The sequence below is a fragment of the Pseudorhodobacter turbinis genome (genome assembly GCF_005234135.1).
Lineage (GTDB): Bacteria > Pseudomonadota > Alphaproteobacteria > Rhodobacterales > Rhodobacteraceae > Pseudorhodobacter > Pseudorhodobacter turbinis.
In genome coordinates this window covers 256,531-270,884 of the sequence record NZ_CP039964.1, presented here as the reverse complement: position 1 = coordinate 270,884, position 14,354 = coordinate 256,531, and the positions used below count along the sequence as shown (strand labels likewise).

Genomic DNA, 14,354 nt, shown 5'->3' with positions numbered 1-14,354 from the left:
ATCCACATAGAGGGCACAGGATGAGACTGTTTGTTGGGTTGGATGTATCGCTGGCAAAGACCGCAATTTGCGTGATCAGCGAGCATGGCAAGATCGTGAAAGAAGCGCAGGTCGCCAGTGAACCTGAAGAATTGGTGCGTTGGGCCCGCGAACAGGACGGCACTATTGCCGCCATTGGGCTCGAGGCTGGCCCATTGTCGCAATGGTTGCACCGTGGGCTGACGTTAGCAGGTCTGGATGTCATCCTAATGGAAACCCGCCAGGTAAAAAGCGCCCTGAAGACGATGCCAATCAAGACGGACCGGCGGGATGCCGAGGGCATTGCGCGCCTGCTTCACCTTGGCTGGTTCCGGCCCGTTCACTGCAAATCCGTCTCGGCGCAAGAAGTTCGTGCCGTGCTCGGTGCCCGAAAGGCCATCCAGCAAGGTATGATCGCCCTGGAAATGTCTATGCGTGGGCTGTTGCGGAACTTTGGGTTGAAAGTTGGTGCCATCTCTCGGGGCAGGTATGACCACCGGATCCGCGAACTGGCGGACGGCAATTCGATGCTGGAGGCCGCGACAGGCCCTATGCTTCGGGCGCGTGCGTCCCTTCGACAAGAGCTGGCGGTATTGGAACGCCTTGTCCGCCAGATGGCTCAGGATGCCCCTGTATGTCGTCGACTTATGTCGATGCCCCCTCTCGGGCCATTGCTTTGCAATGCCCTGCCGGGCAGCGGGAGTGGGAGCTGTTGTCGCGCTAACCTACAGATCAGCCGTCGATGACCCCACCCGGTTCACATCTCCCAAGAATGTTGGCCCGTGGGTCGGCATGACGCCATCACGCAACCAGTCGGGCGAACGCGATGTCTCAGGCGGCATCACCAAGGCAGGTGATGTCAACCTGCGCCGCGCGCTATGTCAGGCTGCGACCGTGATGTTGCACCGCGGGCGTTCGACCTGGCTGAGAACATGGGCAGCGCAAGTCTCCCGCCGCAGAGGTGGTAAGCGCGCCATGGTCGCGCTAGCCCGGCGTATCGGGGTGATCCTGCACCGGATGTGGGTTGATGACACCGATTTCCGACCACACACTGCCGTGCCCCATGCCACCTGACGGATTGTATTCCCAACCGATGCCTGCCTGACCGCAGGCCTTCGAGGTTCCCCCAGAGGCGTGGTTCCGATAATGCCGTGCTCCGGACTGTTGCCGACCAACATTGAGCACACCTATGAGATGGGCACATCGGAATTGCATTTGAACCAGCACGATGTTGGCAGCCATCGCGCTGCCCACGGGTCGAAGCATGCACCCGGGATGATCTCCGACGAAGGCCGCGGCGAAAGCAGAACGGCTCAGAAAGCAACTGTCATCAAATCTGCAACTATGCGGTCGGATGCATATGTCAAAAAGCACTTGACGGAGACGTCCCCGTTACCGAAGGCTGGAGCCTAAGTGGCGTAGATCGGCCCGAGGATTTACTGTGCGGCAAAGGCCTGTGAAGATCTGTTAGCGAAGCGCCCACCCCACCTTCCTTGTGATCGTCTGATCTGAGATTCAGCCTTATTGGATGGATTATCAGGGAGTTTCTCCATGGAGCGCTCAACGGAGCTTCTCAGTAACATTGATATGGTTGTGGGGCCGCGTGGTGCAAGCGCCTGCACCAGCGCGCCTGATCCCAGGCGGCATGCCGACAGAAGCAACCGTGGCGCATGTTCTTGTCAGCAAGTTCGAAGGGGACCATGGCCCCAGTGGGGCCGCGAAAGCCCAGAAAGAACGCAGATCACCTGCCACTGTATCGCCATGCACCGATTTACAGCCGCCAAGGGATCGATCTGGATCGCTCCACCCTCGCGGGATGGGTTGGCAAAGCAAGGCCTGCATCGATCACGGCTGCTCCGTACGCTGCGCTTTCAGCCGCGCCATGTCATCAGCTATGCGCTTATGCGCAGCATGATCCCGAGAGAGGCAAGCTATCATACTGGATTCACAATACGAATCCTTATTGAAATTGTGAAGCAGAGCCGAGATTACCTACCCATTTAGTCTATTGTAAAAGCTCACTCAGATCAGCCGCAATAGATAGCGATGCAGTTAAGCCAGGAGATTCAATACCATAGAGCATAGCGTGAGGTCCCGATATACTAGCTGGTCCCTCTATGCAAAAGTCAGGATAATCTGCTCCGGCGATCTTTGGCCGAACACCAGAATAATCCGGCTGCAGACTGCCTACATCGAGTGTCGGCCAATAGGTCTGCACGGCAGCCGAGAAGCTGTCGCGAAGTTGCGCGTCTACAGTATAGCAAATTCCGTCGGGCTGACGATTGCTAAGCCATTCTGTATCCGGACCAAACTTTGCACGCCCGTTCATATCAAGCGTAAGGTGAACCCCCAGCCCCCCGTCCCGGGGAGCAGGATAAATCAACCGTTTGAACGGAACCTTGCGTGAATAGGAAAAATAGTTGCCTTTTACAAAACGCATCTCGGGTGGTTTGGGCATACCCTCAATCCGCCCGGCAAGATCTGCCGCCCAAAGGCCCGCACAGTTGACCAGCGACCGGGCTGTTAACTGCATGGGTTCATCCCCACCGATATCCAAGTCCACCGCGCCCAAATCTGTGACCCGCCCGCCAAGAACTGGGGCACGCGTAACAAGTTGCGCGCCATGGGCTTCTGCCTCGCCCAGAAGGGTAAGCATGTAGCTGTGGATATCGATGATACCTGTCGACGGTGACAACAGCGCCGACTTTACGGCAAGGTCGGGTTCCAATTGGCGCACCTCCTCAGCATCCAGCATCTGAAGGTCGGTCACACCGTTGGCTTCGGCTTTGCAAATGATTGCTGGCAATGCTGCACACTCGGCATCTGTCGTCGCCACAATCAGTTTCCCACATTTGCGATGCGGCACGCCGTGGGCGGCGCAATAACTGTACAGCATTTTCAGCCCACGTAAGCAATGGCGAGCTTTAAGTGACCCTTGGGCATAGTAAATGCCCGCGTGGATCACTTCGGAATTGCGGGCGCTGGTTTCTTCCCCGAAGTGCGCGTTTTTTTCAAGGATCAAAACCTCTCGCCCGGCCAAGGCCAGTGCCCGTGCGACTGCTATGCCCACGACACCGGCGCCGACGACGACCGTATCAACTTCGAATCGTTCCATTGGTTATGCTCTTCTCAATTTCAACCCGCAGTCCAGCCGCCATCAACCATCAACGCCGCCCCGGTGACCAAGGCGCTCGCATCCGATGCCAGGAAAACGACTGCGCCCATGATATCCTCGACCTCACCAATGCGGTCGAGTTTGATCTTTCCTTCAATCCACGTCCGGCGCTCGACGTTGTCAAAGGTCGACTGGGTCAGCGGAGTGCGTATGAATGTAGGACAAAGCGTATTGATCCGAATGCCCTGCTTACCCCATTCGATTGCCATTGATTTGGTCATCCCTTCCAGCCCATGTTTGGCTGCGCAATAGACGGACCGATCAATACCACCCACATGGCCCATCTGGCTGGAAATATGGATAATCGATCCCTTCTTGCCGGCTACACGCATAGCTTTTGAACTGTACGTAGATAGAAAGTAGGCCGCCCGCAAATTGATGGCCATAGCCGTATCATAGTCGTCGGGGGTGGTGTCATCCGCGGGCGCGTGGCGTGCCAAACCAGCAGAGTTCACCACGATGTCGAAGGAATCAGCTGCGTCAATCGCCGCAGCAACGGCATCCAGATCGCCCACATCCAGGACCAATACCTCAGCAGAATACCCGGCAGCACCAAGCGCGTTGGCAGCTTCTTCTAATGGCCCACGCCTACGCGCGGCCAAGACGACATGCGCACCCGCTTCGGCCAATGCAACAGCACTGCCCAAACCGATCCCGGATGAAGCCCCAGTTACAAGGGCGCGTCGTCCATCTAACCGGAACGACGGGGTTTTTGGCAGATCCATCATGCCGCTGCAGTTCCATAGGCCACGTTCTTGCCCCCATAGCGACGCACCCGCAGATTGCATTGCTCCGCATGACCGACAAAACCCTCAAGCATACAAAGACGCGAGCCGTATTCGCCGATCAGCGCGGCTGCCTCGTCTGTCTCAATCCTTTGATAACTGTGTGTTTTCAAAAACTTACCGACCCAAAGCCCCCCAGTGTAACGACCAGCCTTTTTGGTTGGCAATGTATGATTGGTCCCGATCACCTTGTCGCCATTGGCCACATTGGTGCGCGGCCCAAGGAACAACGCCCCATAGCTATGCATGTGCTCCAAGAACCAGTCATCGCGATCAGTCATGATCTGCACATGCTCAGACGCGATATCATTGGCGATCGAAAGCACCTCGTCGTAGCTGTCACAGACAATCACCTCGCCATAGTCTTCCCAGCTCACGCGTGCCGTATCTGCTGTTGGCAGAATGTCCAAAATACGGTCGATTTCTAATAGCGTATTTTCAGCCAACTCTTGCGATGTAGTCACCAGAATTGAAGGGCTATTGTAGCCATGTTCGGCCTGTCCCAGTAGATCTGTCGCACACAGCTCCGCATCAACAGTTTCGTCTGCGACAACCATCGTTTCAGTCGGTCCTGCAAAGAGGTCAATCCCCACTCGGCCATACAGTTGACGCTTTGCTTCGGCCACAAACGCGTTGCCGGGGCCGACGATCATGTCAACAGGGGCAATGGATTGCGTGCCAATTGCCATCGCACCAATCGCCTGAATGCCACCCATCACATAAATCTCATGCGCGCCGCCCAACTTCATCGCGGCAATAACAGCAGGATTTGGCTTCCCCTTGAACGGTGGCGTCGCAGCAATGATGCGTGGCACACCCGCCACGCTGGCTGTAAGCACCGACATATGCGCCGAAGCAACCATCGGAAATTTTCCGCCCGGAATGTAACAACCGACTGATTGAACAGGGATATTCTTGTGACCGAGGATCACCCCTGGCATGGTTTCGACCTCAATATCGAGCATGGAGTCGCGCTGTGCTTGGGCAAAATTGCGGACCTGCTCCTGAGCGAATTTGATATCCGCCAATTCACGTTCGGACACTTTGCTCATCAGCTCTTCGATTTCTACATCCGACAACTTAAAGCAAATGGGCGAGTACTTGTCGAACTTTTCGCTAAGCTCGCGCACGGCGTCGTCGCCGCGATTTTGGATATCAGCAAGTATCGTTTCCACGACCTCGCGGGTTTTTGCATCGTCATTGGCGCGGTCGGCTTCGGGTTTACCTTTTTTGAGATAGATGGCCATTGCGATCTCCTTTGAATTTCGAGGCTTATATTAAGTGAATGAAGGTCAAGATGGGGCGAAGGCCACCATGCGATCGGAGAGTGTCCCATCGAGAAAATCAAGAGCGTTCTGCGCCGATCCTGTGGCCATTCTTATCGCTCCTTGTTCGGTCATCGCAGCTGAATGCGGCGTGATGATAACATCACTGCGCTGCACAAGAAGATCATCCGCAACGGGTGGCTCAGAGGCCAGAACATCGGTTGCATAAAGCGCAAGACGTCCAGAATCGAGCGCTGCAGGCAATGCTTGCTCGTCAACAATCCCACCACGCCCAGTGTTGACCAAAATAGCACCTGTGCGGAACCGTGCCAGCAAAGTCGCATCAACCATATTCGCGGTTTGCGGGCTGTGTGGCAGATGCAGGCTGACAATATCAGCTTCACCAACCGCCGTTTCCAGGCATTTAGCTAATTTCAGTCCGGCCGGAAGTGCCAGAGTGGTCGACAAATAGGGGTCAAAGACCGTAACTTCGCCACCAAAAGCGGCCACTCGGGCGGCAAACGCCTGCCCGATCCGGCCAAAACCAACCACCAAAACTTGGCTGCCCTGAATATCGCGGCCACCCAGAGTTTCGCGTAGCGCCCAATTCCCCGCACGAACTGCTTGGTCAGCGACAATCAAATTGCGGCAGCCTGCCAACATCAATGCAAAGGCGTGTTCGGCAACCGAAACATAGTTTGCATCTGCAGAGACCGCGACTGGTCTTGTCACGCTTACGTTCCGGCCTCTCAACTCATTTAGGCAGCCTTTCGTTCGAAGGCCAAGGGGCTTTTGCCACCTAACGACGAATGCCGCCGCCGTGGATTATAGAACCCATTGATATATTGGAATATCGCCCCCTCGGCTTGGCGTCTGGTTTCCCAGCGGTTCCGCCAGATCAGCTCTGCCTTGATGGATTTGAAGAACGTTTCCACCATGGAATTATCGTAGCAATTTCCTTTTCCGCTCATCGATACTTTGAAGCCATGCTCCGAAAGACGCTTCTGATAGTCATGTGAACAGTATTGCGATCCGCGATCCGTATGATGAATACAGCCCTTCGGTGGTTGCCGTAGGGCCACTGCCATATCCAGCGCTCGGATCGCCAAGTCGCGTTTCATCCGGTTGCTGACAGCCCAACCAATGACGCGCCGAGAATACAGATCAAGGATGACGGCCAGATAGAGCCAGCCTTCACTCGTCCAAATATAGGATATGTCACCCGCCCATTTTTGGTTTGGACCATCCGCAGAGAAATTCTGATCCAGTAGATTGGGCGCAATGTTGAACGTGTGGTTGCTGTCAGTCGTAGCCTTGTATTTCTGGGATCTGATGATCTTGATATCGTTCTCACGCATCAAACGACCTACGCGTCGGTGCCCGACCTGCAGTCCCAACTCCTGCAGCTCTTCGGTCATACGGGGGCGGCCATAGGTTTGCAGGCTGAGACGGTGTTGTTCACGGATATGGGCCAGGATCACCATATCATCGCGCTGCCTGCGGCTCATTGGGCGGCTTCGCCATGCACGAAACCCCCGCGATGTGACCTGCATGATACGGCAGAGAAATTTCACAGGCCAAACTTCTTTCCAGGCATCGACGAAAGCAAACCTCATCGGCTTTGGCCCGCAAAGAAGATTGCCGCCTTTTTTAACACTTCCCTCTCCTCGCGCAGCAGCCGGACTTCCTTGCGAAGGCGTGCATTCTCCTTTTCGACGTCCTCGTGAGGACCCGACATCAGATCGTCATGCTGATGCTTCTGAACCCACTTGTTCAAAGTCGAAAGACCCACGCCCAAATCTGATGCAACTTGGGGTCGTGTTAGGCCGCTTGTAACCGCAATGCGCACTGCATCACGCCGAAACTCGTCTGTGTATCTCGTTGCCATTCTTAATCTCCTTCATAGCAAGCATTGCTCGAAAGAGACCGGAACTAAACCGTGGCAAGACCAGTTCGGGACCGCCAGAACGTCAGGCTTCTCCCGTTTCAGCCGCTTGCGCGGCTTGATGCGCAGGTTCAGTTCCAGCTCACAGTAGATCCGGTAGACCCGCTTGTGGTTCCACGGATGCCCCTTCACGTTGCGCAAATGCAGGAAACACAGGCCAAATCCCCAAGTCTTGCGCGCATCCGTCAGCCCTGTCAGCAGATCGGCGATCACCTCGTTCTCGTCTTTCAGCTTCGGGCTGTAACGATAGCAGGTCTCGCTGACCTCGAAGGCCCGGCACGCCAGCGCGATGCTGACGCCCCGTCGCTCTACCGCCGTTTCGGCCATCTCGCGGCGCTGAGATGGCCCCGTTACTTTTTTCCGAGGGCTTCCTTCAATAAGTCCGCCTGCATGCTCAGATCTGCATACATCCGCTTCAGCCTGCGGTTCTCTTCCTCCATGGCTTTCATCTGGCTGACCATGGATGCATCCATGCCACCATACTTCGCACGCCATTTGTAAAACGACGCATTGCTCATGCCATGTTCACGGCAAAGCTCGGCCACCGGCACACCACCTTCGGCTTGGCGCAGGATCGCAAGGATCTGGGGTTCGCTATATCTGGTCATTTTCATTCAAAATCTCCTCGTTCATCTTGCCGAGAAAATTCTACTTCCGCAGCCCCTTACTTTCGGGGGGGATTACCGAACGAACGCCACCAATTCGTTTAAGGATTGGGCGCTGTGTAGATCATCCACCATTGAACATCCTGACTTTAGAACTCACAAATATTAGTTAATTGCTGGATATGGTCAGGCGTGGCGAAATCGTCCAGCTAAAATGCGCGCTATGAGCGAGTTACAGCCGAGGGCTGCACTTCAAAGTTTAAACAAAACAACCACTGCCCCGTAAAGGAATTTCACAAGCAGGGGTTGTAGGGGCGCCACAAGATTAGTTTTTATGGAAGGTGTTGGCACAACATGCAGCGCACTGAACATCATTTTCCACCTATCGGCACCGATGAGACCTCTGACGAAACCACAGAAAGAGTCAATAAAACAACAACCTAAATATTATACGGGCATTGTAACCCTTTGTTTACCAAAGGCGAGCCAGCTAGGCATAGTTTCAAAAAACGACATGCACCATCAGAGAAAATTGGCTGAGAATATGAATACAAATAGTTTACACTCAAGCGTTGCGACTGATCATGCTCCGTGGGAACCAACCGACCGGTTGCGCTCCGATACCAAACGTGACCTTGAGAATGAATGCTATGATATACTGGTGGCTGAAACGCTGCGAATGATTGCCCAAAGAGACGTCAGGTAGCTGATTACCTTCACCAAATGCCGACGATGCACTAACATCCAAACTGGACCGACCGGCTGACGGGGGATCCCGGTGCGGTAGTGCTGCGAGAGATCCTCAAGCGCAGCAGGATCGTGGACTGGATGACCTCCCGGATGAGAGACCCCCGCCGCCAGGAGGATGTGACGCATGACCTGGCATCGTTGATCCGGACCTGCATGTTGCTTGCCGCGCAAGGATGGCGCGACCATGATGACGCGGATACTTTGCGCCACGACCCGGCGTTCCGGCTGGCGGCCAGTTTCGCGGCGGGCTGGCGTCGCAGCCGACGCTGTCGCGGTTCACGGCGTTGCTGGCAGCGCGCGGACTATCTAATGCTCGACCGCTTCTTCCTGGTCACCTCGCGCGACTGGACCCAACAGACACGCCACGAGCGCACTACCGCGAACCCGGCAAGGCCGAAGGCCACATGGGCGCGTTGAAGGACGTGCTGGCCCCGGCGCTCTCGTCGACCAACCGGACGAAGTCACATTGGCGGGGGCGAAAGCCGAAGTCGGCGGCACCCGCTGTCGACGCCTTTGCCTGCAGCGAGGTCCGGCTGCTGATTGCCTGTCTCGCATATGAGATCATGCAAATCGTACGCCTCAGAAAATCGCTAAAAAACAGGCCAAAGGGCGCGACCACCACACCAATCATCACAAGGCCACGCACAGCCCAGAGCCCCGGGCAAGGGCCCAATCGGGCCTCGAAACCAACCAGAAACGCCACAGGAGGAGGGTTGGGTGAATATGCCCGGTACGGGTTCTGACCACCGAAATGGCGTTCTGCCGCATAAAACGGCCTACCCGGCGGCACCCAACTCGTTCATTTCCTCGGTCATCCGGGGCCTGCCGTAACCGCCCAGACTGGACCGATACTGGTCCCGGATATTGCTCTCAAAAAGCCCGAAGGGAACCGCGACAGGCCCATCAGCTATCACGCTGGATTCATACAGTGAATCCCATCACCCTATTTGTGTAAAAAAGCCCTGAAGTTCTAAAACAACACCATCGCTACATCACGTTAGCTTGCCACGCCGCTGGTAATCTCTCAAACATATTCTCCACAAATTCATACTGTTCTTGCAGATGGATCCTCATTAAATTATTTTGCTCGCTTGTTTGTTCTAAATCTATGCCAACGTGGACTCTTTCTGAGAAATCAGGCAAAAGGACAGGAATGTCACAAAAATTACATAGAGAGCTAAAACCAGCGGGTGTCATTAATTCTTCGTAAAACATAATGCATAATCTCTCAGGGGGAATAGCACCAAGCAACTTTTTTATGGCCCCGATATAATCACTTCGCTTTGACGATGGCGTCGCCTCGCCCGAGATAACTTTTTGTAAAAGAACCGATGCAAGTCGCGCCTGATCTTCTTTTTTATCAGCTCCGTTTTGGGCAGCCATTCGAATATTGCTCCACAAACGAGATACTGGATCACGCATCAAATACAAAAACCTAACATCGTGCGACATCTCAACCATCTCGCGAAGGCGCTCAATCGGCAGCAATGCGTAAGAGGGCGTGATGTCAGCGGCCAATTTTTGGCAAGGCGTCATGCCGTCAAGTAAATAGTCCACATAACTACATGTTTCGTCTTTTTTATTAATAACAAGGTTAAGCCAGCCACGCAGTTCTTTCTGACGTTCTATCAGATGAATAGATTGGTTTCCGTTTATAATTTTAGCTTTAACTGTTTTGAGTGCGTTTATGTTTTTTGTAATTAATTTCTTGCTTTTTGCCCCTTCAGCAATATCGAAATAGTGTATTTCTTTTATACCTCGTAATTTACAAGAAGGGTGCTTTCTAAGCTGGTGGTATAGCCATGTAGTTCCTGATTTTGTTGCGCCTAAGCAGACTAAAATTGTTTTTTCTTCATGCACTTCCAAAACCTTCATAAGTTTATATGGTACGATTATCCGTGGTACGGCTTTTCTGTACAAGCCGGTTTGAGGGCGGACTACACCTTATGTCAGACGGGTTCAGCATACGGTCACGGTACGCAGAATGCCAAGGGCTGTGAGGCCGTTTAAGAGTGCGGCGCTGATTTGGATCTCTGGAGCCTGACGAGGCTTTGTTAAAGTTGGTCCCAGTAATTCGACCAGTTTGCAGCCAACTTAAGGTGGACCAAGGTTTCATTTAGGCTGCTGATCTCATTGGTTCCGTTTTTCTGTCATAGGTTTTATCTCTTTGTCTTTCAAAGCTTATCGCAGCCAGCTGGCATCGTATCCACGATCCCCCAAGAGCCAATCCGCCTTCGGCAGGCCACTCAGCAGCGCCGCTGCACCGGAGTAATCGCTCACCTGTCCAGCCGACATGAAGAACCGGATCGGGCGCTCTTCGCATCAGTGACGGCATGTAACTTCGCATTCATGCCGCCCTTCGTGCGCCCGATTTGGCGAGCACGCCCCCCTTTTTTGCCCTCAGGCTCGAGGCCGTGCGGTGCGCTTTCCAATAAGTCGCGTCGATCATGATGGTCTTGTGTTCGGTACCTTCAGCGGCCAGGCCCGCCATAATCCGGGCGAAGACGCCCTTTTCACTGCAGCGTTTCCAGCGGTTGTAGAGTGTTTTGGCCAGAGTATACTCCTCAGGCGCATCGCACCACCGCAACCCATTGCGATTGATAAAGATTATGCCACACAAACCCTTCGATCATCAACCCGGGGCTTGCCATGGCTTTTGGGAAAAAACGGTTTCAGGCGCTCAATTTGCGCTTCGGTCAGCCAGAAAATATTGCTCATAGATCAGGTCTCCTTGTGGAGCCTAAATCACGACAATGGACTGAAATCAATGGGTCTGGAGCCTCATAAATGCTTCTTAACTATCTGGATACCTTCAAAGTTTACTATGACACATGAATAATAGTTGGAGTGTTTCGAATGCCGCCTTACCTGATTCTCGCCGGAATTGTTCTGTGTACCGCCTATGGCGATTACGCCTTAAAGTATGCCTCCCTGAAGCCCTCACCCTTGTCGTCTTCTTGGTTTGCTGGAGGGGCCGGGCTATATGCGATCACAGCCGCTGGTTGGCTCTTTCTAATGCAGAGCCATAACCTTGCCCAAATAGGTGTTCTCTATAGTGCGGCCACGATTCTTACACTCACCCTAGTCGGCTATCTTTTTTTTGACGAAAGCCTTTCGTCCCGCCAGGTCATCGGTCTCAGTGCTGCGATGTTATCCGTCTTTCTGATGAAATCAGAAGCTTGAAGACGTCAACCAAATATTAACCATTAAGGTGCAAATATGCTTCTTGTAACCCATTATGTCGGCCGCAGCCCAATTCACGGCATGGGCGTGTTCACGCGCGAAGTGATCAAAGCGCAGAGCGTAGTTTGGAGGTTCGATCCTATGTTTGATGTTGAGATCTCCGCGGCACTGGTCGCACAGTTTCCAGAGGAAGAAGTGCAGACCCTTCTGCATCACGCGGAATATATCGAACATCTCGGCGTCTTCCGTCTGGGAAATGACGGCGACATGTTTATGAATCATAGCGACACTCCAAGCCTAGTAGACTGCGGTGATGAGATGAGAGCGGCACACGACCTGCCCGCCGGTTCCGAACTGACATGTGACTACTCTGACGTTTGCGTCCTTGGCTTCCTCAAAGAACGATCTCAACTCGCGCAGCTCGCTGCATGAATACGAAAAGCTCGCTGCCAAGCCAGATCACTGTCGCAGCTTTGGTAGTCGTGCTTGCTGTACTTTTAATTGTCTGGGCCTCTCTCGTCTCCATGAAAAGGCAAATGGATATTGAGGCCGCCGGGGAATCTCAAAGGCACATGGCTGGCAGAATAGAAGCTTTTCAAGAAGAAGTTTCCCTGATCGCCAGCGACTATCATAACTGGACTGATCTTTACCTCGCCGCCAAGCAATTGGATATTGACAAGCTAGCGTCAAACTATGGCATCACGGCGGAGCGTGGCGATGTATTCCAATATGCTGAGCTGTTTGACGGACCCTTTATCGAAGCATTGTCCTGGAGCGTGAATCTTGGCCTTGAACCGCAAAAAGGCTTCCTTACGCCCGCGACGCAAGATGCGCTAAGCCGCCGAATTCTCACTATCGACAGTACCGAACGGCAGACAATTGATTATTTTGGATTGCGGAACGGAAAGCTAGTAATGTTCAGCGCTTGCCATTTGTTGCCGGAAGATGACGATTTACTTGCACGAATTGAACCTAACTCTAAAGATATCGGAATTGGAGTTATCGGCAAAGTCCTGTCTGAGCGTCGTCTTTCTGAAATAGAACGTCAGTTTTTTATCTCGGATCTAGAGGTTATGTTTGTCCCTCCGTCTAAAGATGCCGTCTATATTTCCGTATTAGGTGTTGCAGGAGCACCTGTGGCTTGGCTGCAATGGATACCACCAACCCCAGGTTCACGCCTGTTCTGGAAGATGGTTCCCATTATGAGCGTGATTAGCATTGCGTTCATTTCCCTTTCGTATTTCGCAGCTTGGTTATTGCGTTCCAAGGCAAAAGTTCTCATTGAGCAAGAGTCCATCTCTTTCAAAAACGCCCGCACTGATGCACTCACAAATTTACCTAACCTATTTGCTTTGCGCGAACATCTCAATTGTATCTTCAAGCACAGCAATAAAGAATGCGCCGTTCTGGCTATAGACCTCGTTCGATTTAAGCAAATCAACGATACGGTTGGGCACTCTGGTGGAGATGCATTTTTAATTGAATTTTCTAGGCGATTAAAAGTCCTAGCGGACGACACGACCTTTGTGTCCCGCTATGGTGGCGATGAATTCTTTATCGCCATAAGCGCCACTCGCAATTTAGAATCTATAATTGATGAGAAATGTCTCCGGATAGCTGAGCTATCTAAACAGTCTATCAGATGCAATGGCATGATGTTCGATGTGTTGGCTTCCAAAGGGGTGGCTATAGGTAGAACTGGGCTTATGATCCAAGAGGAGCTTCTTCGCCGAGCAGACCGTGCCATGTATTCAGCCAAAGCACGCAGATCACAAGAAGTCATTTGGTATGATAGCGAAATGAGGCTCCAAGACAATGATTACAAGGCTATTGAAGGCGAATTAAGGCGAGCCGTTGCCGAAGGCGGTGAGTTTGAAATGCATTATCAGCCCATCGTATCATCTCGAAAACCATCAAAAACAGTTAAATTTGAAGCGCTCGCTCGATGGAAAAATCCAAGTTTAGGACGGGTTAGCCCGGATAAATTCATCCACGTAGCCGAGACAAGTGGGCTGATCATTCCACTTGGCTGGATGTTACTTGATCTGGTGTGCCAAGATGTGAAGAGGCTCAGCTGTGCTCGTGTTAGTATCAATATCTCTCCAGCGCAGTTAATGATGCCCGGCTTTGCGAAGGAATTCGCTGAACGTGTTGCCGCGCGCGGCATTTCCCCGTCCCAAGTTGAGGTGGAAGTAACGGAACAAGTTGTGATCCTTGACGACATCACCATCGCAACCGAACTTTCGATGCTGCGTGACCACGGCTTCAGTCTCGCGCTAGACGATTTTGGGACGGGTTATTCCTCAATAGGTTACCTGACGCGAATGCAGTTTGACGTTCTTAAGATCGATCGATCATTTTCGCCATCCACCCATAAAGATAAACACGGTGCAAGAATGCTTCAATCCATGGTCGGGCTCGCCCACGCGATGGGGCTAGAGATCATTGCTGAGGGAATTGAGACGGAAGAGGACGTTGATATCTTATGTAGCATCGGTGTTGACTATCTACAGGGATATTTCTTAGGTCGGCCAGAGCCGATTTTTCCGAGCCCCGGTAATCCCTCTATTCTCAATGAGACCCAGCCGTAGATTGCATGCGGCTGCTTTCAGTTTCATTACGGGTGAC

10 protein-coding genes and 5 pseudogenes are annotated in these 14,354 nt (G+C 52.9%); 6 read left to right on the top strand and 9 right to left on the bottom strand.

Translation table 11 applies throughout. The features are described 5' to 3' along the window. The first annotated feature begins 20 nt into the window (after positions 1-20). Together EOK75_RS01165 and EOK75_RS01160 are read left to right on the top strand one after the other, a co-directional pair. Positions 21-1,092, top strand: a pseudogene (locus EOK75_RS01165) (IS110 family RNA-guided transposase). Positions 1,093-1,621: 529 nt separating this feature from the next. Beyond that, positions 1,622-1,850 (top strand): annotated as a pseudogene (locus tag EOK75_RS01160) (IS66 family transposase); the annotation flags it as partial. 173 nt (positions 1,851-2,023) lie between these two features. On the opposite strand, the gene EOK75_RS01155 reads toward EOK75_RS01160, so the two are convergent. From EOK75_RS01155 to EOK75_RS01130, 6 genes and pseudogenes are all read right to left on the bottom strand, one after another. Then, positions 2,024-3,133 (bottom strand): NAD(P)/FAD-dependent oxidoreductase, encoded by a 1,110-nt coding sequence (locus EOK75_RS01155; protein WP_137192226.1) that lies wholly within the window; start codon positions 3,131-3,133, stop codon positions 2,024-2,026. A 20-nt stretch (positions 3,134-3,153) separates the two neighbouring features. Next, positions 3,154-3,918 (bottom strand): SDR family NAD(P)-dependent oxidoreductase, encoded by a 765-nt coding sequence (locus EOK75_RS01150; protein ID WP_137194236.1) that lies wholly within the window; start codon positions 3,916-3,918, stop codon positions 3,154-3,156. Then, on the bottom strand, positions 3,918-5,225 hold the full coding sequence (hisD, locus tag EOK75_RS01145; RefSeq protein WP_137192225.1) for a histidinol dehydrogenase: 1,308 nt from the start codon (positions 5,223-5,225) through the stop codon (positions 3,918-3,920). The genes EOK75_RS01150 and hisD overlap by 1 nt, the downstream gene beginning before the upstream one ends. A gap of 45 nt (positions 5,226-5,270) precedes the next feature. Beyond that, positions 5,271-5,975: an NAD(P)-dependent oxidoreductase gene (locus tag EOK75_RS01140; protein ID WP_137192224.1), complete on the bottom strand. Its 705-nt coding sequence runs from the start codon at positions 5,973-5,975 to the stop codon at positions 5,271-5,273. Positions 5,976-6,001: 26 nt separating this feature from the next. Then, positions 6,002-7,131 (bottom strand): IS3 family transposase gene (locus EOK75_RS01135; RefSeq protein ID WP_137192223.1). Its coding sequence is split into 2 segments (ribosomal slippage): positions 6,002-6,885 and positions 6,885-7,131, totalling 1,131 coding nucleotides; the frame shifts between segments, so codons are not numbered across the junction. Between the two features lie 63 nt (positions 7,132-7,194). Further along, a pseudogene (locus tag EOK75_RS01130) lies at positions 7,195-7,802 on the bottom strand (transposase); the annotation flags it as partial. Positions 7,803-8,555: 753 nt separating this feature from the next. Here EOK75_RS01130 and EOK75_RS01125 point away from each other — a divergent pair. After that, positions 8,556-8,960, top strand: coding sequence for a transposase (locus EOK75_RS01125; RefSeq protein ID WP_137192222.1), 405 nt, complete (start codon positions 8,556-8,558; stop codon positions 8,958-8,960). Positions 8,961-9,275: 315 nt separating this feature from the next. Here the strand turns inward: EOK75_RS01125 and EOK75_RS01120 are convergent. From EOK75_RS01120 to EOK75_RS01110, 3 genes and pseudogenes are all read right to left on the bottom strand, one after another. Next, a pseudogene (locus EOK75_RS01120) lies at positions 9,276-9,400 on the bottom strand (IS3 family transposase); the annotation flags it as partial. Between the two features lie 130 nt (positions 9,401-9,530). Further along, complete coding sequence (locus EOK75_RS01115) at positions 9,531-10,403, bottom strand: sulfotransferase (RefSeq protein ID WP_168199106.1); 873 nt, start codon at positions 10,401-10,403, stop codon at positions 9,531-9,533. A gap of 324 nt (positions 10,404-10,727) precedes the next feature. Continuing rightward, positions 10,728-11,261: pseudogene (locus EOK75_RS01110) on the bottom strand (IS5 family transposase); the annotation flags it as partial. A gap of 138 nt (positions 11,262-11,399) precedes the next feature. On the opposite strand from EOK75_RS01110, the gene EOK75_RS01105 reads away from it, so the two are divergent. The 3 genes from EOK75_RS01105 to EOK75_RS01095 are packed head-to-tail and all read left to right on the top strand — an operon-like array spanning position 11,400 to position 14,317. Continuing rightward, entirely contained in the window at positions 11,400-11,726 is a 327-nt protein-coding gene (locus EOK75_RS01105; RefSeq protein WP_137192220.1) for a transporter, read from the top strand. A gap of 36 nt (positions 11,727-11,762) precedes the next feature. After that, on the top strand, positions 11,763-12,158 hold the full coding sequence (locus EOK75_RS01100) for an SET domain-containing protein-lysine N-methyltransferase (RefSeq protein ID WP_137192219.1): 396 nt from the start codon (positions 11,763-11,765) through the stop codon (positions 12,156-12,158). Further along, entirely contained in the window at positions 12,155-14,317 is a 2,163-nt protein-coding gene (locus tag EOK75_RS01095; RefSeq protein WP_137192218.1) for a bifunctional diguanylate cyclase/phosphodiesterase, read from the top strand. Before EOK75_RS01100 ends, EOK75_RS01095 begins: the two co-directional genes overlap by 4 nt. The last annotated feature ends 37 nt before the right edge of the window (positions 14,318-14,354 follow it).

Bases quoted from the DNA above. Each gene is read 5' to 3' on its own strand.
- EOK75_RS01155 (WP_137192226.1), bottom strand. From the start codon at position 3,133: ATGGAACGATTCGAAGTTGATACGGTCGTCGTCGGCGCCGGTGTCGTG.
- EOK75_RS01150 (WP_137194236.1), bottom strand. From the start codon at position 3,918: ATGGATCTGCCAAAAACCCCGTCGTTCCGGTTAGATGGACGACGCGCC.
- hisD (WP_137192225.1), bottom strand. From the start codon at position 5,225: ATGGCCATCTATCTCAAAAAAGGTAAACCCGAAGCCGACCGCGCCAAT.
- EOK75_RS01105 (WP_137192220.1), top strand. From the start codon at position 11,400: ATGCCGCCTTACCTGATTCTCGCCGGAATTGTTCTGTGTACCGCCTAT.
- EOK75_RS01100 (WP_137192219.1), top strand. From the start codon at position 11,763: ATGCTTCTTGTAACCCATTATGTCGGCCGCAGCCCAATTCACGGCATG.
- EOK75_RS01095 (WP_137192218.1), top strand. From the start codon at position 12,155: ATGAATACGAAAAGCTCGCTGCCAAGCCAGATCACTGTCGCAGCTTTG.